Below are 26,612 nucleotides of genomic sequence, written 5' to 3' on the forward strand. Positions count from 1 at the left end.
AAGCTACGCGGGGCGCCGGACGGAACACCCCCCCCAACAAACTTCTGCACAACCTCCCGCCGGGTCAGGCGGCGAAGGAGATGGTTCACGTGTCCGCTACGCCCGTGCTGGCGTTGCGCGGGGTCTCCAAGCGATTCGGTGCCGTCCAGGCGCTCACCGACGTAGAGCTTGAGGTCCACGCCGGTGAGGTGGTCGCCCTGGTGGGCGACAACGGAGCCGGAAAGTCCACGCTGGTCAAGACGATCGCCGGCGTGCACCCCATCGATGAGGGCGCCATCGAGTGGGACGGCAGGGCCGTCTCGATCAACAGGCCGCACGACGCCCAGAACCTCGGCATCGCGACCGTCTACCAGGACCTCGCGCTGTGCGACAACATCGACGTCGTCGGCAACCTCTACCTGGGCCGGGAGATCCGCAGGCGCGGCGTCCTGGACGAGGTGGAGATGGAGCGCCGCTCCCGCGAGCTCCTGGACACGCTGTCCATCCGCATCCCCAGCGTGCGCATCCCGATCGCCTCGCTCTCCGGCGGTCAGCGCCAGGTGGTGGCGATCGCCCGGTCCATGCTCGGCGAGCCCAAGCTGGTCATCCTCGACGAGCCCACCGCCGCCCTCGGCGTCGAGCAGACCGCGCAGGTCCTCGACCTCGTGGAGCGGCTGCGCGAGCGCGGCCACGCCGTCATCCTCATCAGCCACAACATGGCCGACGTCAAGGCGGTCGCCGACAAGGTCGCCGTCCTGCGCCTCGGGCGCAACAACGGCGTCTTCGAGGTCAAGTCGACCTCGCAGGAAGAGATCATCTCCGCCATCACGGGCGCCACGGAGAACGCCGTGACCCGTCGTGCGGCGCGCACCAATGGGGAGATCAAGAAGTGAGCATCGACAAGACCTCCACTCCCGCCGAGGACCAGGCGGTCGAGAACCCCGCCGCGGCCTCCGGCGCGGCCACCGCGGTCGACCCGCGGCTGCTGGTGCGCGAGCAGGGCTTCGCGGGCTACATAGGCGAGTTCAAGCGGAAGATGAAGGCCGGTGACCTCGGGTCCATCCCGGTCGTCGTCGGACTGCTGGTCATCTGGGCCATCTTCACCAGCCTGAACTCCAACTTCCTCACCGCCGGCAACTTCTCCGACATGTCGGTCGCCATGGTCGGCACCGGCATGATCGCCGTCGGTATCGTCTTCGTCCTGCTGCTCGGCGAGATCGACCTGTCGGTCGGCTCGGTCAGCGGTGTCGCGGGCGCCACCTTCGCGGTGCTGAGCGTCACGCACGGGATGAACGAGTGGCTCGCCCTGCTGCTCTCGATCCTCACCGGCACCGTGGCCGGTGCCATCCACGGCTTCTTCTTCGCCCGCATCGGTGTGCCGGCCTTCGCCGTGACACTGGCCGGACTGCTGTTCTGGCAGGGCTTCATGCTGCAGATCCTGGGCAGCAACGGCACGGTGAACCTCGACTCCGAGGGCATCGTCGTCAAGATGACCAGCTACTTCTTCAGCGACGTGGCCGCCGCCTACGGCCTGGCGATCGTCGTGACCGCGGGGTACTTCCTCACCGCGTTCTTCGACAACCGCCGCCGTGCGGCCGCCGGGGTGCCGTCCCGGCCGCTGAACGAGATCATCGTGCGCACGGTGCTGCTCGCGGTCCTGGCCTTCGTCGTGGCGTTCGTCTTCAACCAGTACAAGGGCCTGCCGCTGGCCGTGGTCATCTTCCTGGCGTTCCTGCTGCTCACGGACTTCGTCCTGCGCCGCACCGCCTACGGTCGCATGATCTTCGCCCTCGGTGGCAGCGTCGAGGCGTCCCGCCGTGCCGGTATCAACGTGGAACTGGTCCGGATCTCGGTCTTCGCGATCGCCGGCGGTTTCGCGGCGCTGGGCGGTCTCTTCGTGGCCTCGAAGATCGCCGCCGCCAACCAGGGCGCGGGCACCGGTGAGTTCCTGATGAACGTCATCGCCGCGGCCGTGATCGGCGGTACGTCCCTGTTCGGCGGCCGCGGCCGCACCTGGAACGCGCTGCTCGGTGTGATGGTCATCGTCTCGATCCAGTACGGCCTCGCCCTGGAGGGCGTCGGCTCGCCGGTCCAGTACATGATCACCGGTGGCGTGCTGCTGGCGACCGTCGTCATCGACGCGGTCACCCGCAAGACGCAGAAGACGGCCGGTCGCGCGTAGCAAGCCGCCGCACGGCCGACGACGGTCCGCCCGCCCAGCTGAGCCCTGGACGGGCGGACCGCTTCGTTTGCGTCTCCGCCGGCTCTCCTGTCGCCGGTGTGCCGCTCAGCAGGCGCCGAGGTCCTGCCAGACGCCCCACTGGCCCGTCGTCCCCGGCTCCTCGCCGGTCGTCCACCACTTGGCCTTCCAGGTGTGCCCCTCGTGGGACACCTGCTGCCCGCCGGTGTAGATCGCGCCCGAGTCCCACGGGGCGGCCGTGCACTGGCTGCCGTTGCCGCCGGTGACGGTCAGGGAGTACGTGGTGCTGTGGCTGCCGGACGGGCTGGTCCCGGTGACGGTGACGGGGTACGTCCCGGAAACCGCCCGGTCGGTGGTGGCCAGGGTGAGCGTCGACTGCCCGCCCGCCGTGACCGAGGCGGGGCTGAAGGACGTGGTGACGCCCGCCGGGACCCCGCTCGCGCTGAGCCGCACCGTCTCCGCCTCGCCGGACTTCACCGCGGTCTTCACGGTGGTGGTGGCCGAGGCGCCCGCGGTCACCGTGCCGGAGGCCGGGCCGGCGGAGAGGGAGAAGTCGTTCGCCGGGGCGGTGCTGCCGCCGGTGAACGGCGCGAAGATGTGCGAGAAGTCCCAGGTGTTCTGCTGGATGCCGGAGCAGTTGTCGGCCGCGCCGCCGCCCGCGCAGCTCCCGTTGTCCCGCTGGAGCGCCCAGAAGGAGAGGGTGTTGATGCCCTGCTTCAGGGCCCAGTCGTAGACCGTGCGGGCGTTGTCCAGGGTGAAGGTCTCCGCCGGTCCGAAGTCGTCGACGCCGATCATCTCGATGACGCCGATCATGTGCCACAGCTCGGCGGAGGACTTGTCCGGGTGGAGCCGGGCCAGGACGTCGTGCAGGCCCTGGGTGGCCGTCTGGGTGTCCTTGGCCATGTCGTGGGGCTGGTTGTCGTAGTAGTCGAACGTCATGAGGTTCACGACGTCGACCTTCGTGCCGTTGCGCACGGCGTTCTCGAGCAGGGCGACGCCGTTGCTCGCGAGGCCGCGGGTGGTCGTGGGGAGCGTGTAGGAGATCTCGAGCTCACGGCCGTTCGCGGCGGCCCAGTCCTGGACCAGCTTGATGGCCTTGTTGCGGCGGTCGATGCCCGCGGTGTTGTCCAGCGCGTCGATCTCGATGTCCATGTCGAGCCGGGAGACGTCGTAGGTCGTGATGACCTTCTCGTAGGCCGCGGCGATCTGCTGGACGTCGGTGCAGCTGTCGGCGATCTCGGTGCCGGTGGTGTCGGCCGTGTAGCCGCCGAACGAGGGGATGACGTCGCCCCCGTTCGCCTGGATGGTGTCGAAGTCGGCGCCGAAGGTCGACTGCGCGATCGGCATCGACGTGTCGCCGTTCCAGTACGGCGTGCAGGAGCCCGGGGTCGCCGTCTGGAGGAAGGCCATGGTGAGGTGCTTGGCACCCGACTGGGCGGCCAGCGCGGCCGGGCTCTCGCCGGTCCAGGCCTCGAAGTACGGCGCGAAGACCCGGTCCGGCAGCGGGGTCGCCGCCTGGGCCGGGCCGGTGCCGGACAGGGCGAGGCCCATCGCGGCCACGGCGGTGGCGGCCGCGGTGAGGGCCGCGCGGATGGAACGCATGCGTCTCATGTCAGTCCCGGTGTGTGTGGGGGTGGAGCGTCGATACCCGTGCTGTGCAGGGGTGTTGCCGGATACGGGGATATCGCCGGAGCGCCGGGGGACGCAATGGTCTGGACCAGAATGGGACTAGACCAATATGCCGGGGCGGGCGTCGCCGGGCCTGGACACCGTGCGTCCGGCCCACTGGACCATCCGGGTAAAGGTGTCCCCAAGCCGGAGCCGTCGGCGGAGAGCCGGACACCGCAGGCCGGGATGAGGTGCGGCGGACCGGGGACACGTAGAACCGTCCGCCGCTGGGTAAGGCCGAACGCGTGACGTACGACGCACCGCCCGGACACGTTCCGCCGGAGCGGAACATTAGACTCGACGAGCCCGGCAACAGCTCTACTGCAAGGAGGCACGGGTGCCGCTGCTGACCCGCATCACGGGACCGCGCGATCTGGACCGGCTCAGCCTGGAAGAGCTGACTCAGCTGGCCGAGGAGATCCGTACCTTCCTCGTCGACGCCGTCTCCAAGACCGGCGGCCACCTCGGCCCCAACCTCGGCGTGGTGGAACTCACCCTCGCCCTGCACCGGGTCTTCGACTCGCCGAAGGACAAGGTGCTCTGGGACACCGGCCACCAGTCCTACGTGCACAAGCTGCTCACCGGCCGCCAGGACTTCTCCAAGCTGAAGATGAAGGGCGGCCTGTCCGGCTACCCCTCGCAAGGAGAGTCCGAGCACGACGTCATCGAGAACAGCCACGCCTCCACCGTCCTCGGCTGGGCCGACGGCATCGCCAAGGCCAACCAGGTCCTCGACCGTGACGACCACGTCGTCGCCGTCATCGGCGACGGGGCCCTCACCGGCGGTATGGCCTGGGAGGCGCTGAACAACATCGCCGCCGCCAAGGACCGCCCGCTGGTCATCGTCGTCAACGACAACGAGCGCTCCTACGCCCCCACCATCGGCGGCCTCGCCAACCACCTGGCGACCCTGCGCACCACCGACGGCTACGAGCGCTTCCTGGCCCGCACCAAGGAGGTCCTGGAGCGCACCCCGGTCGTCGGCCGCCCGCTCTACGACACCCTGCACGGCGCCAAGAAGGGCCTGAAGGACTTCATCGCCCCGCAGGGCATGTTCGAGGACCTCGGCCTCAAGTACGTCGGCCCGATCGACGGCCACGACCTCGAGGCCCTGGAGTCCGCCCTCACCCGCGCCAAGCGCTTCGGCGGCCCGGTGATCGTGCACTGCCTCACCGAGAAGGGCCGCGGCTACCAGCCCGCCCTCCAGGACGAGGCCGACCGCTTCCACGCCGTCGGCAAGATCCACCCCGACACCGGCCTGCCCATCTCCACCTCCGGCGCCGACTGGACGTCGGTCTTCGGCGACGAGATGCTCAAGCTCGGCAAGGAGCGCCAGGACGTCGTCGCCATCACGGCCGCGATGCTCCAGCCGGTCGGCCTCGACAAGTTCGCCAAGGCCTTCCCCGACCGCGTCTACGACGTCGGCATCGCCGAGCAGCACGGCGCGGTCTCCGCGGCCGGCCTCGCCCACGGCGGCGTCCACCCGGTCTTCGCCGTGTACGCCACCTTCCTCAACCGCGCCTTCGACCAGGTCCTGATGGACGTGGCCCTGCACAAGTGCGGCGTGACGTTCGTGCTGGACCGGGCCGGCGTCACCGGCACCGACGGGGCCTCCCACAACGGCATGTGGGACATGTCGATCCTCCAGGTCGTCCCCGGGCTCAGGCTCGCCGCCCCGCGCGACGCCGACCAGGTCCGCGCCCAGCTCCGCGAGGCCGTCGAGGTGGACGACGCGCCGACCGTGGTCCGCTTCTCCAAGGGCGCCGTCGGCCCCGCCGTACCCGCCGTCGGCCGCGTCGGCGGCATGGACGTCCTGCGCGCCCCCGGCACCGACACCCCCGACGTGCTCCTGGTCTCCGTCGGCGCCCTCGCGCCGATGTGCCTGGAGGTCGCCGGCCTGCTGGACAAACAGGGCATCTCCACCACCGTGGTCGACCCGCGCTGGGTCAAGCCCGTCGACGAGGCCATGGCCCCGCTCGCCGAGCGCCACCGCGTGGTCGTCACCGTCGAGGACAACTCCCGCGTCGGCGGCGTCGGCTCCGCCGTCGCCCAGGCCCTGCGCGACGCCGGCGTCGACGTGCCGCTGCGCGACTTCGGCATCCCGCCGCGCTTCCTCGACCACGCCTCCCGCGCCGAGGTCCTCGCCGAGATCGGGCTCACCGCGCCCGACATCGCCCGCCAGGTCACCGGCCTCGTCGCCAAGCTCGACGGCCGGTACGACCGTGCGAGCGCCGGGGTGGACCAGGTGGAGGCCGCCCGCGACTGACGCCGCGGACCGCGCGACCGACACCGCGCACCCGGAAAGTCTCCGCGTTCCGCCGGATGGGCCGGTCGCGCCACTCGTTGCAGTGGCGCAACCGGCCCATCCGCGTGAAATCGCCCACGCCGGGGCATACGCAGTACGCCCCCTCTCGATCATGTCGAGGACGACAAGCGTGGGAGGTCCCCGTGAGCAACACCCTCTTCAGGACCAAGAAGATCGAGCAGTCCATCCGGGACACGGAGGAACCGGAGCACGCGCTCAAGAAATCCCTCTCGGCGCTGGACCTGACCGTCTTCGGTATCGGCGTCGTCATCGGCACCGGCATCTTCGTACTGACCGGCACCGTCGCCAAGGACAACGCCGGCCCCGCCACGGCCCTGGCGTTCGTCGTCGCCGGAGTCGTCTGCGCGCTCGCCGCGCTGTGCTACGCCGAGTTCGCCTCCACCGTCCCGGTGGCTGGCTCCGCGTACACCTTCTCCTACGCCTCACTGGGCGAACTGCCCGCCTGGATCATCGGCTGGGACCTGGTCCTGGAGTTCGCGCTCGGCACGGCGGTGGTGGCCGTCGGCTGGTCCGGCTACATCCGCTCGCTGATGGACAACGCGGGCTGGCACATGCCGGCCGAGCTGGGCGGCAGGGACGGCGCCGAGGGCTTCGGCTTCGACATCCTCGCCGCCGCCCTGGTGCTGGTGCTCACCGCCGTCCTCGTGCTCGGCATGAAGCTGTCGGCGCGGATCACCTCGGTCGTCGTCGCCATCAAGGTGGGGGTCGTCCTCATCGTGATCATCGCGGGTGCCTTCTTCGTCAAGGGCGCCAACTACGACCCCTTCATCCCGAAGTCGCAGCCCGTCGAGGCGGGCGGGGGACTGCACTCACCACTGATCCAGCTGATGTTCGGATGGGCGCCGTCCAACTTCGGGGTGATGGGCATCTTCACGGCCGCCTCGGTCGTCTTCTTCGCCTTCATCGGCTTCGACATCGTCGCCACCGCCGCCGAGGAGACCCGGAACCCGCAGCGCGACATGCCCCGCGGCATCCTCGGCTCCCTGATCATCTGCACCCTGCTGTACGTCGGCGTCTCGATCGTCGTCACCGGCATGCAGCACTACACCGAGCTCTCCGTGGACGCCCCGCTCGCCGACGCGTTCAAGGCCACCGGGCATCCGTTCTTCTCCGGCGTCATCAGCTTCGGCGCCGCGGTCGGCCTGACCACGGTCTGCATGATCCTGCTGCTCGGCCAGACCCGCGTGTTCTTCGCGATGAGCCGGGACGGACTGCTGCCGCGCTTCTTCTCCCACGTCCACCCGAAGTTCCGCACCCCCTACCGGCCGACCATCCTGCTCGGCGTGATCATCGCGATCGTCGCCGGCTTCACCAGCCTGAGCGAGCTGGCCGAACTGGTGAACATCGGCACGCTCTTCGCCTTCGTCGTCGTCGCGATCAGCGTGATCATCCTGCGCCGGACCCGGCCGGACCTGCCCCGCGCCTTCCGCACCCCGCTGGTCCCGCTGCTGCCCATCGTGTCCGTGGCCGCCTCGCTGTGGCTGATGCTGAACCTGCCCGCCGAGACCTGGGTCCGGTTCGCCATCTGGATGGCGATCGGCTTCGTCGTGTACTTCTTCTACGGCCGCACCCACAGCCGCCTGGCCCGGGGCGAGGAGGCACCGGCCGAGCCGTCGGGCCCGAAGGGCACGTAGCGTCGCCGACCCCTCGCACCACCGCCGGGGGCGGGGCCCCGGCGCCGTGCGCGACCGGTTCTCACCTTGGCCGCACCGTCCTGGGCCCCGCCACCTCCGCGCCCAGCTCCGTCACCCGGCGGCGCAGCTCGCGGTCGGCCGTGACGACCAGGACGGCGCGGTCGTCCGCCGCCCGCGCGACCAGCTCGACCATGTGGTCGTCCCCGCTGCCGGGCGCCGACTCCACCCGTACGCCGGGCACGGACTCCACCCCGCGGGCCGCGCCCTCGACCACGAGCACGACCTCCACCGGCCCGGCCCGCCCCGGCACCCCGTCCGCCGCCAGCCGGTCCCGCAACCGCTCGGCGGCCCCGCGCCGGTCCCGCCACCAGCCGTCGGGCACCGAGCCGACGACGTTCGCGGCGTCGACGATCACGAGCAGGGGTGCGTTGCCTTCCATCCCGTCAGGGTCGCACGCCCCGCCGTCGTCCCCTCCGCGCACGGGGACGGCGGCACCCGACCGACACGGAGCCGACGGCCCCGCTTAGAGTGATGCGGTGAATGGCGACTGGCTTCTTACCGGCCGCGACGGCCGCCTCAGTGTGTACCTCCCGTCGAACGACGCCGCCCTGTGGCGTGCCGAACGCGCCCCGGCCGGGCCGTGGGAGCCCCCGCGCCGCATCGGCGGCGACCAGGAACTGCGCCCGGACGGCGGCATCGCGGTCGGCCGGGGACCGGACGGCTACACCCATCTGGTCGCCTGGCGCCCCACCGGCGCCGGCCGCTGCGCCCTCGTGCACACCACGCACTTCCGGCCGCTGCTCGCGCCCCTGGACTGGCAGCCCGCCGGTCACCCCAACAAGCAGGGCGACCGCACCGGAACCCCCGCCGTCGCGGTCGACGCACAGGGCCGCGCCCACGTCTTCGTCCGCAACGGGGGCGGTGGCCTGAGCATGGTGGCCCAGCAGGAGAAGGGCGGCTGGGAGCCCTGGCGGGACCTGAAGGGCCGCGGCGTCAAGGAGGCACCGGCGGCCGTGACGGCCGACTCCGGCCTGGTCGAGGTGTACGCGCCCGTCGAGGGCGGCATCCTGCACTGGCGCCAGGACAAGCCGGGCGCGCGACCGGTGCCGGGGGAGCGCCTCGACGCGGCGGTCCGCCCGGGCACCCTGCGCGCCCTGGCGACCTCCGCGGAGCACACCACGGTCTTCTACACCGACGACGGCACCGGTGAGCTGTGCGCCTGGCGCCCCGGCGGAAAGCCCGTACCCCTGGTGTCCGCCGCCGGCCCCGGCCCCGTGTCCGCCGTCCGCACCGTCATAGACGGTCACGACTGCACGCTGGTCGCCCAGCGCGCGGCGGCCGGCGGCCGCGTCGCCTTCGCCGCGTACCCCTCGGAAATGGAGGAGATGGGCGCGGCCTGGACCGAGTCGGGCCCCGCCCTGCCGTCCGACGCGACCGTCTCCCTGACCCTGGACATCGACGGCCGCCTGGTGGCCGCGACCCTGTCCCCGTCGAGCGGACAGCTGCTGCTGAGCCGGCGGAAGGACGAGGCGGGGCTGGCACTGGGGGCTTGGGAGGCGGTCTGACCGCCTGGCGACGGCCTCGTGACCAGCCCATGGGGAACTGGTGAACGAACGGCATATGATGTTCGGCGTTCGACGGTCCCTGTCCGAGATGGGGCGGGCTTCAGGAAGGTGCAGCAGGCCATGCGGAGAAGGTCGGCAGGCCCCGTCGGCGCCGCCCGCCGGACCGGTCCCGGTGACGAGGAGCGGACACGCGGTGCCGCGCCGACACCGGCCGGTGACTGGCTCACCCTGGGCAGGGACGGGCGGCTCAGCCTCTACGTGCCCACGGACGGCGGCCTGGTGCGCTGGACCGAGACCGCGGTGGGCGGCCCGGAATGGAGCGGACCGCACTTCGTCCCGGTGAAGGGACTGACCCATCTGACGGTGGTTCAGGGGTCGGACACCTACGTTCACTTCCTCGGCCGCAGAGAGCGCGAGCGGTCCGACGGCCGCACCGGCGTGGACGTCGTGCACGCCATCCAGTACCAGACCGGACTGGCCTTCACCGAGTGGCGCTCGCTCGGCAACCCCCATCGCGACCCGGAACAGGGCCGGGACCTCGGACGGCCCCTCGGTGCCGTCGCGGCCGACGGCACCGTGCACGTCTTCGTGCCGAACGCGCACGGAGGTCTGGCGCTGCGCCGTGAGGCCCCGAACGGCAAGTGGCGGGCCTGGGAGGATCTGCGGGGCGCCGGCGTGGACGCCCCGCCCGCGTGCGTCTCCCTTGCCGGGGGGCGGCTGGAGGTCTGTGCCGCCACGGAGTCGGGCGTACTCCTGTGGCGCCAGACCGCGCCCGGCGGCGACTTCGAAGGTCCCCAGGGTCTGGCGCTGCGACCGGTGCCGGGCACGGTCACCGCGCTGGAGACCGCACCGGAGCGCGCCACGTACTTCTGGACCGACACCGGCAACGGCGGTGTGGGCGCCTGGCGGGAGGGCGACTGGCCCGTCTCGCTGGGCGGCGCGCCGACCGGAGAGCCCTGCGCCCGCCTGCGCACGGTGGTGGACGGCTACGACAGTGTCGTCCTCGCCGGCCGGGACCGCGACGGCTCCGCCGTGCTCGGCGTGGGCGGTACCGAGAACGAGGCGGCCGGGTTCTGGTGGTACGCACTGGGGGAACCCTGCCAGGGCGTGCCCGCGCTGGCCCGGGACGGACACGGGCGGGTGGTGATGGCGCTGGTCGGAGACGACGGCGCGCCCAGGGTGGCCCGTCAGGACGCCGCCGGGGGCCTGTCCCTCGGCCGGTGGGAGTCCCTCGGGCACTGAGCGGGAGCACCCGGGCACTGAGCGGGAGCCCCCGGGCACTGAGCGGGAGTCACCGCATCCCCGGCACGCAGCGCGCGACGGGCCCGCGGGTCGATCCCGCGGGCCCGTCCTGGCGAGGTCCGGGGGGTCAGCCGCCGGTCGCGGGCGACTTCTTGGCGGACTCGGGGATCTCGGAGTCCGAGCGCACGGCCTTCCACAGGTCGCCCGCCTGAGGTTCGGCGGCCACGACCCGGTTCGGATCGATCTTGTCGTAGGCCACCGGAAGCATGATCGTCTCCATGGTCGCCGGGTCGACCCCGTTCATGCTGCGGGCGAAGTCCGCCAGGCTGGTCAGCGAGGCCAGGTCGGAATCCGTGGTGAGTGCCGCGGTGAGCGTGTCGGCGATCTTGTAGGTCTTCGTGGGGCTGCCGAACAGGTCCTGCTTCTTGACCTCGCTCAGCAGCGCGATCAGGAACTGCTGCTGGAGCCCGATGCGGCCGAGGTCGCTGCCGTCGCCGACCCCGTGCCGGGTCCGCACGAAGGCCAGGGCCTCGGTGCCGTCCAGGGTGTGGGTGCCGGCACTCAGGTCGAGGCCGCTGGAAGTGTCCTTGATGGGTTCGTCGATGGTGACGGGCACCCCGCCGATGGCGTCGACCAGTCCCTTGAAGCCGGCGAAGTCGATCTCCATGTAGTGGTCCATCCGCACCCCGGACATCTTCTCCACCGTCTTGACCACGCAGGCGGGTCCGGCCAGCGAGTACACGGAGTTGAACATGACCCGCTTCGCCTCCGGGAGGGCGGAGCCGTCGGACTTGGTGCATTCCGGGCGGGTGACGAGGGTGTCGCGCGGAATGCTCACGGCGACGGCCTGCTTGCGGCCCTCGGGTATGTGCACCACCAGGGCGGTGTCCGAACGCGCCCCGGAGACCTTGCCGGTGCCGAGCGACGCGTTGTCCCCGGACCGCGAGTCCGAACCGAGGACCAGGAGGTTCTGTCCCGACGTCGGCAGCTTCTCGGGGCGGTCGTCGCCGAGGGCCTTGTCCAGGTCCACTCCGTCGATGTTGCCGTTCAGGCTGCTGTAGAGCCAGTAGCCGGTGCCGCCGACGGCGAGCAACAGCACCACCAGCGACAGCAGGACGATCCGGCCCCAGCGCCTTCGGCGGCGTGGTGTACGACGGCCGCCGTCCGGCGCGGCCCGGCGGGCACGCCGGGGCTCCGTCGTGGCGCTGTGCGACATGGTGTTCGGTTCCTCTCCTCACGGGCTCCGCGGAGGCGGAGTCGCAGGGCCCGGGTGGGGGGAGGCCGGCCCGCTATGCGGTCTGTCAGTGCGAGAACTATATGCGCCCACACTCAGGGATTTTTACGAACGGGGAACCATAGCGGGTAACAGCGATGTACGCCACATTAACTGGCCTTGACCGTCCTTAAGAGTGACATAAGATGTGGCGGACCTGTGACGGCCGTGAAGGGGGGCTTTCCGGCCGTCAGGGGTTTTGCCGGTGGCGCACGAGGCGGTGCAGGGGGCCCGCGAGCCGCCACCGGCCAGGGGTGGGGATGTCCAGTGTGGACCGGCAACAGCCCGCTGGGCGCGAAATGTCTTGGTAGGAGTACGAGTTGGTGGATCATCCGCGTCTGAGCATTGTCGTGCCCTTCCAGGACGTCGAGAGCTATCTCGCCGAGTGCCTGGAATCGATCGCACGGCAGTCCTTCCGCGACTTCGAGGTGATCCTCGTCGATGACGGCTCCACCGACGGCTCGACACGCATCGCCGCCGACTTCTGCGCCGCCGACCCGCGCTTCCGTCTGATCCGCCAGCACTCGCAGGGTCCCGGACACGCGCGCAACACCGGGCTGCGGGCCATGCACCCCCGGGGCGAGTTCCTGGCCTTCGTGGACGGCGACGACGTCATCCCCGAGTACGCCTACGGCCTGCTGGTCCGCACCCTCGAGGGATCCGAGTCGGACTTCGTGTCGGGCAACGTGCAGATGATGAACTCCACCAAGAAGTGGCAGTCACCGCTGCACAAGGGCCCGATGCAGAAGAACCGGCGCGGCACCCACATCACCAGGTTCGAGGCGCTGATCTACGACCGGACGGTCTGGAACAAGATGTTCCGCCGGTCGTTCTGGGACTACCACTACATCGCCTTCCCCGAGGGCGTCATGTACGAGGACTCCTGGGTCAACATGTACGCCCATTTCCGGGCCGCCAAGGTCGACGTCATCACCGACATCGTCTACTTCTGGCGCCGGCGCGAGGGCGGGGCGGCACCGTCCATCACCCAGCGCCACACGGAGCTGTCCAACCTGCGCGACCGGGTCGCGGCGGTGCAGTCGGTCAGCCGCTTCCTCGCGGACCGGCGCTCGCGCCAGTACGAGGAGAGCAAGCGCAAGTACGACATGGCCTGCCTGAAGTCCGACCTGATGCTGCACCTCAAGGTGCTGCCGGACGCGGACGACGAGTACCGCCAGTCGTTCATGCAGTGGGCCAACGACTTCCTCGACGAGGCCGACCTCACCATCATCGACGAACTGCCCGCGGACGCCCGGGTCAAGTGGCTGCTGGTGCGCGAGTGGCGGCTGACCGAGCTCCTGGAGGTCATCGAGTTCGAGCGCCGCGGCGGTCCGATGCCGGTCCAGCGCCGCTTCCACCGCTACCTGAAGTACCCCTACCTCGGCGACCGCGGTGTCGGACTGGACAAGAAGGCGTTCCGGCTCGACAAGGAACTCTCCCTGCACGGTTCGCTCGGCGAGGCCCGCTGGAGCACCAACGGCCACCTGCTGACCCTGAGCGGGACCGCGTACGTGCGCTTCATCAACGTGCACAAGCGGCACATGTCGGTGAAGGCGATCGCCCTGCGGAACAAGAAGCAGGGACGCATGGTGATCACCACGGCGAAGACCACCTACGCGCCCCAGGCCACCGAGCGCTCCAACCAGAATCGTTACTGCTACGACTGGGCCGGCTTCGAGGCCCGGATCGACACGACCCGCCTGAAGCGCAAGGGGGAGTGGGTCGAGGGAACCTGGGACGTGGCCACCGGCGTCCTCAGCCGCGGGCTGTTCCGGTACCGCGGCATCGACCGGGGCGGGGCCGGAACCGCGGCCAACCCGCCGTACCGCTACGTCGACAAGAACACCCGTATCCTCCCGGTCTTCCTCCAGGGCAAGCTGAAGCTCCGGGTGGAGATCGTCCGCTGCCGGATCACCGCGCACCGCGTCGTCGGCGACCAGCTGGAGCTGCGCGGCGTGTACCTCGGTCCCCGCGTGCCCGAGTGGGGCAAGCTGCGCGTCACCAGTCTGAGCGGCTCGGGCCAGCACGACGGCAAGGTCTACTTCACGGCGGGCGGCGACGGCTGGTGCACCTTCGCGGCCAGGCTTCCGCTGCGCTCACTGGTGCCGTCCTTCCGGGCCGACGCCGACGCGGGCACGGACATTCCGCAGTCCTGGAGCATGGGCAGCAACGGCTGGAAGACGACCCTTCACGTGGAGGGCCGCAAGACGGCCATCTACCCGGTCATGGCCGAGGAGACGCCGGACGGGCACTACCGCATGCCCGACTCCCTCCAGACCCGGGAAGGCGACCGCGAGGTCGTGGTCCACCGCAACGGCTCCGGCTACCTGGTGCTCTTCGAGCGGGCCACCCTGCCCACGGCGAAGGCGTTCTCCTGGCGCGCCGACGGCGTGCTGGAGATCCACGGCCAGTACCTGGCCGCCGACCGCCTGTCGCCGCGGGAGTACCAGGACGCGCACCTGGTGGTCCGCTCCCGCGCGCACGGCGCGGAGCGCGAGGTCCCGGTGGAGTGGAACGGCAACGAGTTCCGGTGCCTGCTCAGCCCCGCCGCCATGCGGACCCTGGCCGGGGACATCCCGCTCGCGGCCGGCCGCTGGGACTTCTTCCTGCGCCGCCAGGACCTGTCGTCCGTGGCCAGGGAAGACCGCCTCGAAGACCTCATGGTCAAGATCGAGCAGGACCTCATCCCGGCCTTCCCCGAGGACTACGAGGCGAACGAGCGGCGCTACGAACTGGAGGCCGAGGCCTACGACCGGCTGTCCCTGCTGGTCCACTCGGCCATGCCCGACCATGCCCGCGGCCCCTACCGGCAGAAGCTGCTGCGCACCAAGGCGTACCCGGCGGCCCGCCGGCAGCGGGTGCGCCCCGCCGTCCTCTTCGACGCCTTCAAGGGCACCCAGTACTCGGACAGCCCCCGTGCCCTGCACGAGGAACTGCTGCGGCGCGGCACCGACCTCGAACACCTGTGGGTGGTGCGCGACGACCAGGTGGACGTGCCGCACACCGCGATCCCGATCCGCATGTGGTCGCCCGAATGGTACGAGGCCCTCGCCACCAGCAGGTACGTCGTCGCCAACAACCACCTCCCGGACTGGTTCCAGAAGCGGGAGGGGCAGATCGTCGTCCAGACGTGGCACGGCACCCCGTTGAAGAAGATCGGCCACGACATCGAGTCCATCCACTTCGCGGACCAGCGCTACCTGGAGCGGGTCGAGAAGGAGGTGCAGAACTGGGACATGCTGGTGTCGCCCAACAGCTTCTCCACCCCCATCCTCCAGCGCGCCTTCGGCTTCCCCGGCGAGATGGTGGAGTCGGGCTACCCGCGCAACGACATCCTGCGGCTGTCCGGTACCGAGCAGCGGGAGCAGGAGATCCGGCGCCGGATCGGCCTGCCCGAGGGCAAGCGGGTCGTCATGTACGCCCCCACGTGGCGCGACGACCAGTACTACGCGCCGGGCAAGTACAAGCTGGACTTCCGCATCGACCTCGCCGACGCCCGCGCGAGGCTGGGCGACGAACACGTCCTGCTGGTCCGCCGCCACCCCAACGTCGTGGACCCGGTGCCGGGCGCGGGCGACGGGTTCGTCTTCGACGTCTCCGACTACCCGGACATGGCCGACCTCTCCCTGATCACCGACATCATGATCACGGACTACTCGTCGCTCATGTTCGACTTCGTCAACACCGGCCGGCCCATCCTCTTCTTCACCTACGACCTGGAGCACTACCGGGACACCCTGCGCGGCTTCTACTTCGACTTCGCGGGCAGCGCCCCCGGACCCCTGCTGGACACCTCCGAGGTCCTGGTGTCGGCGGTGGAACAGATCGACCGGGTCCAGGAGGCCTACGCCGAGCGGTACCGCTGGTTCCAGCGGGAGTTCTGCGACCTGGACGACGGCTACGCCTCGGCCCGGCTCGCCGACCGGATGCTCGTGGCGGGCGGGGACCTCGCGGCCGGTCAGGCCCACGCGCCGGCCGTCGGCACCGTCGACACCAGGCACTCGGGGCGCCCCATGACCCCGGTGCGGGGGCACACGAGCAACTGGTTCTCCGCACCGCGCCGGCCGGTGCCCGCCGGAACCGGTCCGGACCGGGCCGTGAGTGCCCTGCCCGCGCTGCCCGCACCGCCCGGCCCGGAACACACCTCCGAGGCGTGGACCGGCCCGGCGAGGACCGGGCAGCCGGCCTGCACCCCATGACCACGCCGTCGTCCACGCGTCCGGCGCCCGGCCCCGCCCTCCGAGGCGGGGCCGGGCGCCGCTCCGGCGTCGCCTCAGCGGGTCGCCACACGCATCAGCAGCGCCCGGTGGTCGGAGACGCCGGTGTCGCGCACCGTGCAGGCCGACTTGGGCAACCCGGTGAAGAGGTAGTCGAGTTTGTGGCCCGACACGTGCGTCGGCCTGGCCGACCGGTCCGGCGCGGCGCTCTGGTCGCACTCCCGGTACGTGTCGTAGGCGACGGACGGCCACACCCAGCCGGAGGCGTTGCGGGCCCCCGGCGGGTTCAGGTTGAAGTCGCCGCCGAACACGGAGCGCCGCCCCGGCACCGCCGCGACCAGCGCCCTCAACTGGTCGTCCCGGTACTCCCACGTGGGGTGCGCCCGGTCGGCGTCGGGAACGCTCAGGTGCGCGTTGCACACCCGGACGTCGACGGCCGCGACGCTCGCGCACAGGATGCCGCGTCCCACCCCGGCCACGGGCTGACGCGAGGGCACCGACCGCACCGAGGACAGCGGGCGGGCCGAGAGGATCGCGATGCCGGCGGAACCCAGGCCCTGCCCCTCGCAGCGGACCGTTCCCCCGTGCCCGGCGCCGGTGCGCCAGGTGTAGGAGCGGAAGGCCAGCTGCCAGGAGTCACCGAGCGCGGCGCGCACCGACTCGGCGTGCGTGGCGCAGGCCTCCTGGAGCAGTACGACGTCGGCGCCCGCCCGCACCAGCCGCTCCACCGCCCGCCGCTTGGCCGCATCGCTGCCGGTGTCCGCGCAACCCCACTGCCGGACGCCGCACATGTTCCAGGTGGCGACCGTCAGGGTGCCGTCGGAGAGCCGCGGCCGCGCACGGTGCGCGCCGTCCGGGCTCAGCACCGCCGCCAGGAGGCCCGACACCGCGAGCACCGACGCCAGGGCGAACAGGCCGAGGCGTCGGCGACGGCGAGGCGTGAGCGGGGAAGCCGTGGGAGGCATCCCGACATCATGTCCGATCAGATGATTCGGAGCCAATCCGACGATCTGCCCCTGAGAGTGGAGTTCCGTACATGTCCAAAGCACCCTCGAGCGGCCGCAAGCTGTTCAACGGGATCGAGGCGTCGGGGGCGTTCCCGGTCGAGTACCGGTTCTCGTACGCCAAGAGCGGCAACCGTCACCTCGTCGTCGTGTTCGCCAACTTCTCGGCGCCCGAGGACTACGGCTGGTCCAACGGCGTCTTCGACAACGTGCGCGCCAACATCCTGTGGATTCGCGACCGCTTCGACGGCATGAACGCCTACTACCTGTGCCGGAACATGGACTTCGGCCTGGCGGACTCGGTACAGAACCTCATCTCGAACGTCATGCGGTCGCTGGGCCTCACGCCGGACCAGGTCACGCTGTGGGGCGGCTCCAAGGGCGGCAGCGCGGCGTTCTACTTCGGGCTGCGCTACGGCTACCGGAACGTCGTGGCGATCGTCCCGCAGTTCCTCATCGGCGACGCCCTGGAGAAGCGGCATCCCAAGGTCTCCGCGTACATGCTCGGCGAGGGGGCCCAGGCGCCGCACAACGCCCGGGTCCTGGACGCCCTCCTGCCCGACCTGGTGCGCGGCGGGGCGAACCCCGGGGCCAACATCTACGTGCTCTCCTCGCCGCAGGACGAGCACTACACCGTGCAGGTGGAGCCCTTCCTCGGGATGTTCCAGGGCTACGAGAACTTCAACTTCATGTACAGCGAGTCGCCGACGATCACCGGCCACGCCACGGTGACACGACGGAACGTCCCCGCGCTGGTCGGTCTGCTGAACCTGCTGGCCGACGGTTACGCCCCGCGCCTCGGGTTCGTGCGGCACGCGGCCGAGGAGTTCGACCGCGACCAGTCGGACATCGCCGCCTACCTCTCCGCCACCTCGAAGGTCCAGGACACCGACGCGTTCGCGCCCCCGGTGGTGACCGCGCCGGCCTTCAACGGCCAGGTCCCGGACACCGGCGTCCGCTTCGAGGGGCTCGCCCCGGGAGCGGTCCGGGTGAGCATGTGGAAGAACGGCAAGTTCGTGGCGTCGCCGGACGTGGCGGCCGACGGTACCTGGTCCTGGCAGGCGGCCAAGCCGTGGGCCGCGGGCAAGCACCTGGTCAAGATCTTCGCGGTGGACCCGGCCGGTTTCCACTCCGGCCGGATCGAGGTGCCCTTCACGGTGGTGTCCGGTCCCGCCGCGGGCCCGGCCGCGCCCGCCGCGCCGGTCGTCTCCGTCCCCGCGCCGCAGCAGCAGGTGGGGGCGTCGGTCGCGTTCCACGGCACCGCGCCCGGCGCGGTACAGGTGGGTTTCCGGGAGAACGGCGTGTTCCTGGGCGCGGTGGCGGTCGCGCCGGACGGGATCTGGGGCTGGGACGCGGGCCGGCCGTGGCCGCAGGGGCCGCACCTGGTCGAGGTCGTGGCGGTGGACGCGTACGGCAGCCAGTCCCCGCCCGCAGCGGCCGGCTTCACCGTGGTGAACGCCTCCGCACCCGCCGGGCACTACCCGCCGCCGTACTGACCCGCACGGCCGCCGAACCGGATCAACCTCACGAGTGGAAGCCGCACATGCCCAAAGCAGCGTCGAAGGGGCGCCAGATCATCACCGGGATCGACACCTCCGGTGCACACCCCGTCGAGTACAGGTTCGCCCACGCCAAGAAGGGCAACCGTCACCTGACCGTGGTCTTCGCCAACCTGGCGGCTCCGGACGACTACGGCTGGTCCACCGGTGTCCTCGACGACCTGCGGTCCAACATCCTGTGGATCCGTGACCGTTTCGACGGCGGGCTCACCTACTACCTGTGCCGCGAGATGGACTTCTCCGTCGAGCGGTCCGTCGCCGATCTCATCGCCAAGGTGATGCGCGCCCTCGAGCTCACCCCGAACGACGTCACGCTCTGGGGCAGTTCGAAGGGCGGCAGCGCGGCTCTCTACTTCGGGTTGCGCTACGGGTTCCGCAACGTGGTCGCCTGCGTCCCGCAGTTCCTCATCGGCACCTTCGTGCGCGAGACCTATCCGAAGGTCGGCCGGTCCATGCTGGGAGAGGGCCTGCCGGCGGAGAACGCCCGGGTCCTGGACTCGGTCCTGCCCGACCTGCTGGCGTCGGGGGCCGGCCTCGAGTGCCACATCTACCTGGTGTCGTCACCGCAGGACGAGCAGTACCGCAGCCAGGTCGAGCCCTTCCTCGAACCGCTGCGCCGATACCCGAACTTCAACTACCTCCACAGCGAGTCCCCCTTCATCCGGGAACACAACCAGGTGACGGTGCGGAACGTGCCGCCTCTCCTGGGGCTCGCCTACCTCCTGGTCGAGGGGATCACCCCACGCCTCGGACTGACCCGCCACGGCTACGAGGAGCCCGACCGGGACACCTCCGCCATCGACGACTTCCTCGGTGCGACCGCCAAGGTCAAGGAGCAGGGAGCCTTCGGGCCTCCGCTGGTGACCGTGCCGGCGGCCGGCGGGCAGCTGCCCCGGACGGGCTGGCGGTTCACCGGTACCGCCCACGGAGCGGTGCGGGTGAGCCTGTGGGAGAAGGGCAAGTTCCTGGGCTCTCCGCAGGTCGCCGCCGACGGCAGCTGGCTGTGGGAGCGCGGCGGGCCGTGGACCGAGGGAGAGCACCGCGTCAAGGTCTTCGCGGTCGATGCGTCGGGTTTCCACTCGCCGACGACGGAACTGGCCTTCACCACCACGGACGGGGTGGCGGTCCCGGGGATGCTGCCGCCCGTCGTCTCCGTGCCCGCGGCGCATCAGGAGGTCGCGGACACGGCGGTCGGCTTCCGCGGCATCGCGCCCGGAGCGGTGGAGATCCGGTTCTACGAGAACGGCGCACTGCTCGGCGCCAACGGGACCCTGCCCGACGGGACCTGGGCCTGGAACCCCGGCGTGGTGTGGCCGCAAGGGCAGCATCTGGTAGTGGTCGTCGCGCTCGGCCCGGACGGCACGGAGTCCGCTCCCGCCCAGGTCCCCTTCACCGTCACCCCCTCCTCAGCACCGGCCGGGTACGTCATGCCGCGGTACTGACCGTCCGAGCGACCCATGCCGAACAACTCATGAGTGGAAGCCGCACATGCCCAAAGCACCGTCGAAAGCAAGAGAGCTGATCAGCGGGATCGACACCTCCGGGACCCATCCCGTCGAGTACCGGTTCACGCACGCGAAGGGGGGCAACCGCCACCTCGTCGTCGTGTTCGCCAACTTCGCGGTCACCGACGACTACGGATGGTCGAACGGTGTCCTGGACCCGGTACGGGCCAACATCCTCTGGATCCGTGACCGCTTCCACGGCATGAACAGCTACTACCTGTGCGAGGGCATGGACTTCGGCCTGGAGCAGTCCGTGGTCGGGGTCATCTCCAAGGTGATGAACGCCCTGGGGCTGACCCCCGACCGCGTCACCATGTGGGGCGGCTCCAAGGGCGGCAGCGCGGCCCTCTACTTCGGCATGCGGTACGGCTTCGGCAACATCGTCGCCCTCGTGCCGCAGTTCCTGGTCGGCACCTACGTCAGGACGGTGCACCCCAAGGTCGCCCGCTTCATGCTGGGCGAGGGGGTGCCCGAGGAGAACGTCCGTGCCGTCGACGCGATCCTGCCCGACCTGGCGCGCTCCGGGGCGGGCCGGCACTCCAACATCTACGTCCTGTCCTCGCCGCAGGACGAGCAGTACGCGGAGCAGGTCGAGCCGTTCCTCGGCCTCTTCCAGGGGCACGACAACTTCAACTTCATCTTCAGCGAGTCCCCCTACATCACCGGCCACGCCCAGGTCACCCGGCGCAACGTCCCCTTCCTGATGGGGCTGCTGAACATGCTCGCCGACGGGCTCCCGCCGCGGCTCGGGATGGTGCGCAACGGCTTCGAGGAGCCGGACCGGGACACGTCGGCGATCGAGGCGTACCTGTCCGACACCTCGCGGGACAAGCCCACCGGCATCGCCCCGCCCACGGTGACGCATCCGCTTCCGGGTACCGAACTGCCCGTCAACGGCGTGTACTTCAGTGGCGTTGCCCGTGGAGCCGTGCGCGTGAGCCTGTGGGAGCACGGCAAGTTCCTCGGCTCGCCGTCGGTGGCGACCGACGGCACGTGGTCCTGGCAGCTGAGCAAGCCGTGGAGCAAGGGCAGGCACCAGGTGAAGGCCGTCGCCTGGGACGCCGACGGGGGCCACACCAAGGGCGTCGTCGTAGCGTTCACCACGGTGGACGCCGCCGTGGGCGGTGCCGCCCCGGCAGCGGCCCCCGCGTCCGCCGGAGCGCCCCTCATGGAGGGGCAGGGACAGGGACAGCTGCCGGCCCCGACGGTGCACTCCCCGGTGGCGTACGAGCAGATCGCCGGGACGGCGGTGCGCTTCACCGGCCTCGCCCGGGGCGCGGCGCAGGTGGGCTTCCGAGCCGCCGGCACGCTCCTGGGCGGGGGCCCGGTCGCGGTCGACGGCCGCTGGACCTGGGACTCCGGGTGGCCCTGGCAGGAGGGCAGGCACAGCGTCGAGGTGTTCGCCGTGGACGCCGTCGGGACCGAGTCCCCGGCCACCTTGGTGCCCTTCGCCGTCGCCCACGCCACGACGGGTGCCGCGCCCTACGGGTACTGAGCGGCGCCACGGCACGCGAAGGGGCCCCACCGGTCTTCCGGTGGGGCCCCTCCCGGGCTGCGAGCAGTGTGCCTACGCCGGCACGCTCGCCACCCCCGCCTCCAGGAACCGCTTCCCGTTCACCCGCTCGGCGACGCCCTCGCGGTCCAGGTACGGCGTGATGCCGCCCAGGTGGAAGGGCCAGCCGGCGCCGGTGATCAGGCAGAGGTCGATGTCCTGGGCCTCGGCGACGACGCCCTCGTCGAGCATCAGGCCGATCTCCTGGGCCACCGCGTCCAGGACGCGGTCGCGGACCTGCTCCTCGGTCAGGACGGAGTCGCCCTGCTTGAGGAGGGCGGCGACCTCCGGGTCCAGCTCCGGCTTGCCGCTGTCGTAGACGTAGAAGCCGCGCTTGCCCGCCTCCACGACCGCCTTCAGGTTCGGGGAGACCGTGAAGCGCTCCGGGAAGGCCCGGTTGAGGGTCTCCGAGACGTGCAGGCCGATGGCCGGGCCGACCAGCTCCAGGAGGACCAGCGGGGACATCGGCAGGCCGAGGGGCTCCACCGCCTTCTCCGCCACCGCGACCGGCGTGCCCTCGTCGATGACGTTCTGGATCTCGCCCATGAAGCGGGTCAGGATGCGGTTGACCACGAACGCCGGGGCGTCCTTGACCAGGACCGCGGTCTTCTTCAGCTTCTTGGCGACGCCGAACGCCGTGGCCAGCGAGGCCTCGTCGGTCTGCTCGCCGCGCACGATCTCCAGCAGGGGGAGGATCGCGACCGGGTTGAAGAAGTGGAAGCCGACGACCCGCTCGGGGTGCTTCAGCTTCGACGCCATCTCGGAGACGGAGAGGGAGGAGGTGTTCGTGGCCAGGATCGCGTGCGCGGGGGCCACCGCCTCGACCTCGGCGAAGACCTTCTGCTTGACGCCCATCTCCTCGAAGACGGCCTCGATGACGAAGTCCGCGTCCGCGAAGCCCTCGGCCTTGTCCAGGACGCCGGTCACCAGGGCCTTGAGGCGGTTCGCCTTGTCCTGGTTGATACGGCCCTTGCCGAGCAGCTTGTCGATCTCGGCGTGGACGTAGCCCACACCCTTGTCGACGCGCTCCTGGTCGATGTCCGTGAGGACGACCGGCACCTCCAGGCGGCGCAGGAAGAGCAGCGCCAGCTGCGAGGCCATCAGGCCGGCGCCGACGACGCCCACCTTGGTGACCGGGCGGGCCAGCGACTTGTCCGGGGCGCCCGCGGGGCGCTTGCCGCGCTTCTGGACCAGGTTGAAGGCGTAGATGCCGGAGCGCAGTTCGCCGCCCATGATCAGGTCGGCGAGGGCCTGGTCCTCGGCGTCGTAGCCCTGCTGGAGGTCGCCGTTCTTGGCGGCGGCGATGATGTCCAGGGCGCGGTAGGCGGCCGGGGCGGCGCCGTGCACCTTGCCGTCGGCGATGAAGCGGCCCTTGGCGACGGCCTGGTCCCAGGCCTCGCCGCGGTCGATCAGCGGACGCTCGACGGTGATCTCGCCCTTGAGGACGGACGCCGTCCACAGCAGCGACTGCTCCAGGAAGTCCGCACCCTCGAAGATCGCGTCCGCGATGCCGAGTTCGTGGACCTGCTTGCCCTTGAGCTGCTTGTTCTGGTTGAGGCTGTTCTCGATGATCACCGAGACGGCCTTGTCGGCGCCGATCAGGTTCGGCAGTAGCGTGCAGCCGCCCCAGCCGGGGACCAGGCCGAGGAAGACCTCGGGGAGGGAGAAGGCGGGGAGCGCCGCGGACACCGTGCGGTAGGTGCAGTGCAGGCCGATCTCCACGCCGCCGCCCATGGCCGCGCCGTTGTAGTACGCGAAGGACGGCACCGCGAGGTTCGCCAGGCGCTTGAGGACGTCGTGGCCGCCCTTGCCGATGGCCAGCGCGTCCTCGTGCCGCTTGAGCAGCTCGACGCCCTTGAGGTCGGCGCCCACCGCGAAGATGAACGGCTTGCCGGTGACGCCGACGCCGACGATGTCGCCGTCCGCGGCCTCCTTCTCGACCTGGTCGAGCGCGGCGTCGATGTTCGCCAGCGACTGCGGGCCGAGCGTGGTCGGCTTGGTGTGGTCGTGGCCGTTGTCCAGGGTGACGAGGGCGAAGCGCCCGGCGCCCAGGGGCAGGTCGAAGTGGCGTACGTGCGCCTGCGTGACGACCTCGCCGGGGAACAGCTCGGCCGCACCCTTCAGCAGCTCTGCGGTGGTGCTCACTTGTCCCCCTCGAAGTGCGGGTTCTCCCAGATGACCGTCGCGCCCATGCCGAAGCCGACGCACATGGTGGTCAGGCCGTAGCGGACGTGCGGCTGCTCCTCGAACTGCCGGGCCAGCTGCGTCATCAGCCGGACGCCGGAGGAGGCCAGCGGGTGGCCGAAGGCGATGGCGCCGCCGTACTGGTTGACGCGCGCGTCGTCGTCGGCGATGCCGTAGTGCTCCAGGAAGGCGAGGACCTGGACGGCGAAGGCCTCGTTGATCTCGAACAGGCCGATGTCGTCGATGGACAGCCCGGCCTGGGCCAGGGCCTTCTCCGTGGCCGGGATCGGGCCGTAGCCCATGACCTCCGGCTCGACGCCCGCGAAGGAGTACGCGACCAGGCGCATCTTCACGGGGAGGTTGTTCTCGCGGGCGAAGTCCTCGCTCGCGATGAGGGAGGCGGTGGCGCCGTCGTTCAGACCGGCCGCGTTGCCCGCGGTGACCCGGCCGTGCACGCGGAACGGCGTCTTCAGGCCCGCCAGGTTCTCCAGCGTGGTGCCGGGGCGCATCGGCTCGTCGGCGGTGACCAGGCCCCAGCCCGTCTCGCCAGCCTCTTCGTTGGTGCGGCGCACCGAGACCGGCACCAGGTCGGCCTGGATCTGGCCGTTGGCGTAGGCCTTGGCGGCCTTCTCCTGCGAGCGCACGGCGTACTCGTCGGCGCGCTGCTTGGTGATCGACGGGTAGCGGTCGTGCAGGTTCTCGGCGGTCATGCCCATGAACAGGGCGGACTCGTCGACCAGCTTCTCGCTGACGAACCGCGGGTTCGGGTCCACGCCCTCGCCCATCGGGTGGCGGCCCATGTGCTCGACACCGCCCGCGATCGCGACGTCGTACGCGCCGAAGGCGACCGAGCCGGCCACCGAGGTGACGGCGGTCAGGGCGCCCGCGCACATGCGGTCGATGGAGTAGCCCGGGACCGAGGTGGGCAGGCCCGCCAGGATGCCGGCGGTGCGGCCGATGGTCAGGCCCTGGTCGCCGATCTGCGTGGTCGCGGCGACGGCGACCTCGTCGATCTTCTTGGGGTCGAGACCGGGGTTGCGGCGCAGCAGCTCCCGGATCGCCTTCACGACCAGGTCGTCGGCGCGGGTCTCGTGGTAGACGCCCTTCGGGCCCGCCTTGCCGAACGGGGTGCGGACGCCGTCGACGAAGACGACGTCCCTGACGGTACGAGGCACGATGGCTCTCCTCCAGGGTGCGGGATGGCACTGCTGCGGCACGCATGCACTGAGCGCGCGCTCAGCCCCATGCTACTTATGAGTAACGTAGCTGCCCAGTCCCCCCGGCGGGAGCGGCGAAGGTCACACCGCCCGTCACACCACCGGAGGACGTGCCGCACCCCGACCTTGGCCGGAATCCGCCGGTCCGGCTACGAGGTCTCCCCGCTCAGCGCCGCCACCAGTACGGGCGTCACCTGCTCCACCTGCCAGGGACGGGCCCCGTGCCCGGCGAGGGCCGCGCCCACCGACTCGGCGTCGACCGTCGCGGGCGGCTCCCAGCAGACCCGGCGCACGGTGTCCGGCGTGATCAGGTTCTCCTGGGGCATGCTCAGCCGCTCGGCCAGCGCCGTCACGCCCGCGCGCGCCGCGGTCAGCCGGGCCGCGGCGGCCGGGTCCTTGTCGGCCCAGGCACGCGGCGGCGGCGGGCCGGTCACCGGCTGGCCGGGCTGCGGCAGCTGCGACTCGGACAGCACCCTGGCCCGGTCGACCGACACCTGCCACTGCTCCAGCTGCCGGCGGTTCACCCGCCCGAAGCCGTTCAGCGCGGCCAGTGCGTGCGCGTTGGGCGGCAGCGCGAGTGCCGCCTCGACGATGGCCGCGTCCCCGAGCACCTTGCCGGGGGAGACGTCCCGGCGCTGCGCGATCCGGTCCCGGGTCTGCCACAGCTCCCGCACCACGGCGAGCTGACGGCGCCGGCGCACCTTGTGCATGCCGGACGTGCGGCGCCACGGGTCCTTGCGCGGCTCGGGCGGCGGGGCCGAGGCGATGGCGTGGAACTCCTGCCGGGCCCACTCCAGCTTGCCCTGCCGGTCCAGCTCCTTCTCCAGGGCGTCCCGCAGGTCGACCAGCAGCTCGACGTCGAGCGCGGCGTAGCGCAGCCAGGGCTCGGGCAGCGGGCGCGTCGACCAGTCGACGGCCGAGTGGCCCTTCTCCAGGACGAAGCCCAGGACGTTCTCCACCATCGCGCCGAGGCCGACACGCGGGAACCCGGCGAGCCGCCCGGCCAGCTCGGTGTCGAAGAGGCGGGTGGGCACCATCCCTATTTCGCGCAGGCACGGCAGGTCCTGGGTGGCCGCGTGCAGCACCCACTCCGTGTCGGCGATCGCGGCGCCGAGACCGGAGAGGTCGGGGCAGGCCACCGGGTCGATCAGCGCCGTCCCGGCGCCCGCGCGGCGCAGCTGCACCAGGTACGCGCGCTGGCCGTAGCGGTACCCGGAGGCGCGCTCGGCGTCGACGGCGACGGGGCCGCTCCCGGCGGCGAAGGCGGCGGTCACCTCGGCGAGGGCGTCCGCGTCGGCGATCACCGGTGGAATGCCCTCGCGTGGTTCGAGCAAGGGGATCGGCGCCCGGCCCACAGAAGATCCGGCGTCTTCCGGAGGGGCGCCTCCGGTGGTGCGCTGTGGACGGTCTGCTGCGGTTTCGTGGGCGTCGGTCACCTGTCAAGGGTATCGGTGGATCGACGGCGCCCGCCGACGGAACGTTCCGTC

The 26,612-nt window shown here is 71.1% G+C and carries 17 protein-coding genes; 10 read left to right on the forward strand and 7 right to left on the reverse strand.

Going from position 1 to position 26,612, the window contains the following annotated elements:
* The first annotated feature begins 80 nt into the window (after window positions 1-80).
* Window positions 81-872: an ATP-binding cassette domain-containing protein gene (locus Sco07f_RS09955; RefSeq protein WP_007445310.1), complete on the forward strand. Its 792-nt coding sequence runs from the start codon at window positions 81-83 to the stop codon at window positions 870-872.
* Entirely contained in the window at window positions 869-2,161 is a 1,293-nt protein-coding gene (locus tag Sco07f_RS09960) for a sugar ABC transporter permease (protein ID WP_087789206.1), read from the forward strand. The genes Sco07f_RS09955 and Sco07f_RS09960 overlap by 4 nt, the downstream gene beginning before the upstream one ends.
* Window positions 2,162-2,266: 105 nt before the next feature.
* Here Sco07f_RS09960 and Sco07f_RS09965 read toward each other — a convergent pair whose 3' ends face one another.
* A complete protein-coding gene (locus tag Sco07f_RS09965; RefSeq protein ID WP_108987593.1) occupies window positions 2,267-3,790 on the reverse strand; it encodes a chitinase in 1,524 nt (507 codons plus the stop codon).
* 394 nt (window positions 3,791-4,184) lie between these two features.
* On the opposite strand from Sco07f_RS09965, the gene dxs reads away from it, so the two are divergent.
* The gene (gene dxs, locus Sco07f_RS09975) at window positions 4,185-6,113 is read left to right on the forward strand and encodes a 1-deoxy-D-xylulose-5-phosphate synthase (protein ID WP_087789204.1); all 1,929 of its coding nucleotides are present in this window, start codon (window positions 4,185-4,187) and stop codon (window positions 6,111-6,113) included.
* A gap of 182 nt (window positions 6,114-6,295) precedes the next feature.
* Window positions 6,296-7,807 carry an amino acid permease gene (locus Sco07f_RS09980; protein ID WP_087789203.1) on the forward strand — a complete coding sequence of 504 codons (1,512 nt, stop codon included), beginning with the start codon at window positions 6,296-6,298 and terminating at the stop codon, window positions 7,805-7,807.
* A 61-nt stretch (window positions 7,808-7,868) separates the two neighbouring features.
* On the opposite strand, the gene Sco07f_RS09985 is transcribed toward Sco07f_RS09980, so the two are convergent.
* Window positions 7,869-8,246, reverse strand: a complete 378-nt coding sequence (locus Sco07f_RS09985) for a PIN domain-containing protein (protein WP_042825459.1) — start codon at window positions 8,244-8,246, stop codon at window positions 7,869-7,871.
* A 97-nt stretch (window positions 8,247-8,343) separates the two neighbouring features.
* Here Sco07f_RS09985 and Sco07f_RS09990 point away from each other — a divergent pair, with 97 nt between their 5' ends.
* The gene (locus Sco07f_RS09990) at window positions 8,344-9,372 is read left to right on the forward strand and encodes a DUF8189 domain-containing protein (RefSeq protein ID WP_108987594.1); all 1,029 of its coding nucleotides are present in this window, start codon (window positions 8,344-8,346) and stop codon (window positions 9,370-9,372) included.
* Between the two features lie 120 nt (window positions 9,373-9,492).
* Window positions 9,493-10,614, forward strand: coding sequence for a PLL family lectin (locus Sco07f_RS09995; RefSeq protein WP_108987595.1), 1,122 nt, complete (start codon window positions 9,493-9,495; stop codon window positions 10,612-10,614).
* A 127-nt stretch (window positions 10,615-10,741) separates the two neighbouring features.
* Here the strand turns inward: Sco07f_RS09995 and Sco07f_RS10000 are convergent, their stop codons facing one another.
* Window positions 10,742-11,830 (reverse strand): LCP family protein, encoded by a 1,089-nt coding sequence (locus tag Sco07f_RS10000; RefSeq protein ID WP_087789201.1) that lies wholly within the window; start codon window positions 11,828-11,830, stop codon window positions 10,742-10,744.
* A 380-nt stretch (window positions 11,831-12,210) separates the two neighbouring features.
* On the opposite strand from Sco07f_RS10000, the gene Sco07f_RS10005 reads away from it, so the two are divergent.
* The gene (locus Sco07f_RS10005) at window positions 12,211-16,086 is read left to right on the forward strand and encodes a bifunctional glycosyltransferase/CDP-glycerol:glycerophosphate glycerophosphotransferase (RefSeq protein WP_108987796.1); all 3,876 of its coding nucleotides are present in this window, start codon (window positions 12,211-12,213) and stop codon (window positions 16,084-16,086) included.
* A 74-nt stretch (window positions 16,087-16,160) separates the two neighbouring features.
* On the opposite strand, the gene Sco07f_RS10010 is transcribed toward Sco07f_RS10005, so the two are convergent.
* Complete coding sequence (locus Sco07f_RS10010) at window positions 16,161-17,069, reverse strand: endonuclease/exonuclease/phosphatase family protein (protein WP_108987596.1); 909 nt, start codon at window positions 17,067-17,069, stop codon at window positions 16,161-16,163.
* A gap of 71 nt (window positions 17,070-17,140) precedes the next feature.
* Between Sco07f_RS10010 and Sco07f_RS10015 the strand changes: the two genes are divergently transcribed.
* From Sco07f_RS10015 to Sco07f_RS10025, 3 genes are read left to right on the forward strand one after another with little or no spacing between them, the layout of a single operon-like run.
* Window positions 17,141-18,604 carry an Ig-like domain-containing protein gene (locus tag Sco07f_RS10015; protein WP_108987597.1) on the forward strand — a complete coding sequence of 488 codons (1,464 nt, stop codon included), beginning with the start codon at window positions 17,141-17,143 and terminating at the stop codon, window positions 18,602-18,604.
* A gap of 47 nt (window positions 18,605-18,651) precedes the next feature.
* Window positions 18,652-20,109, forward strand: a complete 1,458-nt coding sequence (locus Sco07f_RS10020; RefSeq protein WP_007445319.1) for a hypothetical protein — start codon at window positions 18,652-18,654, stop codon at window positions 20,107-20,109.
* A gap of 46 nt (window positions 20,110-20,155) precedes the next feature.
* Window positions 20,156-21,667 (forward strand): hypothetical protein, encoded by a 1,512-nt coding sequence (locus Sco07f_RS10025; RefSeq protein WP_007445321.1) that lies wholly within the window; start codon window positions 20,156-20,158, stop codon window positions 21,665-21,667.
* Between the two features lie 72 nt (window positions 21,668-21,739).
* Here Sco07f_RS10025 and Sco07f_RS10030 read toward each other — a convergent pair whose 3' ends face one another.
* The 3 genes from Sco07f_RS10030 to Sco07f_RS10040 all read right to left on the reverse strand — a co-directional run bounded on the left by Sco07f_RS10030 (window position 21,740) and on the right by Sco07f_RS10040 (window position 26,561).
* A complete protein-coding gene (locus tag Sco07f_RS10030) occupies window positions 21,740-23,869 on the reverse strand; it encodes a 3-hydroxyacyl-CoA dehydrogenase NAD-binding domain-containing protein (protein ID WP_054102314.1) in 2,130 nt (709 codons plus the stop codon).
* On the reverse strand, window positions 23,866-25,083 hold the full coding sequence (locus tag Sco07f_RS10035) for a thiolase family protein (RefSeq protein WP_007445303.1): 1,218 nt from the start codon (window positions 25,081-25,083) through the stop codon (window positions 23,866-23,868). The genes Sco07f_RS10030 and Sco07f_RS10035 overlap by 4 nt, the downstream gene beginning before the upstream one ends.
* A 191-nt stretch (window positions 25,084-25,274) precedes the next feature.
* Entirely contained in the window at window positions 25,275-26,561 is a 1,287-nt protein-coding gene (locus Sco07f_RS10040; RefSeq protein WP_164138673.1) for a ribonuclease D, read from the reverse strand.
* Between the last annotated feature and the right edge of the window lie 51 nt (window positions 26,562-26,612).

Origin of the sequence: Streptomyces coelicoflavus (assembly GCF_003112555.1) — a bacterium.
In the GTDB taxonomy this organism is placed as follows: Bacteria; Actinomycetota; Actinomycetes; order Streptomycetales; family Streptomycetaceae; genus Streptomyces; species Streptomyces coelicoflavus.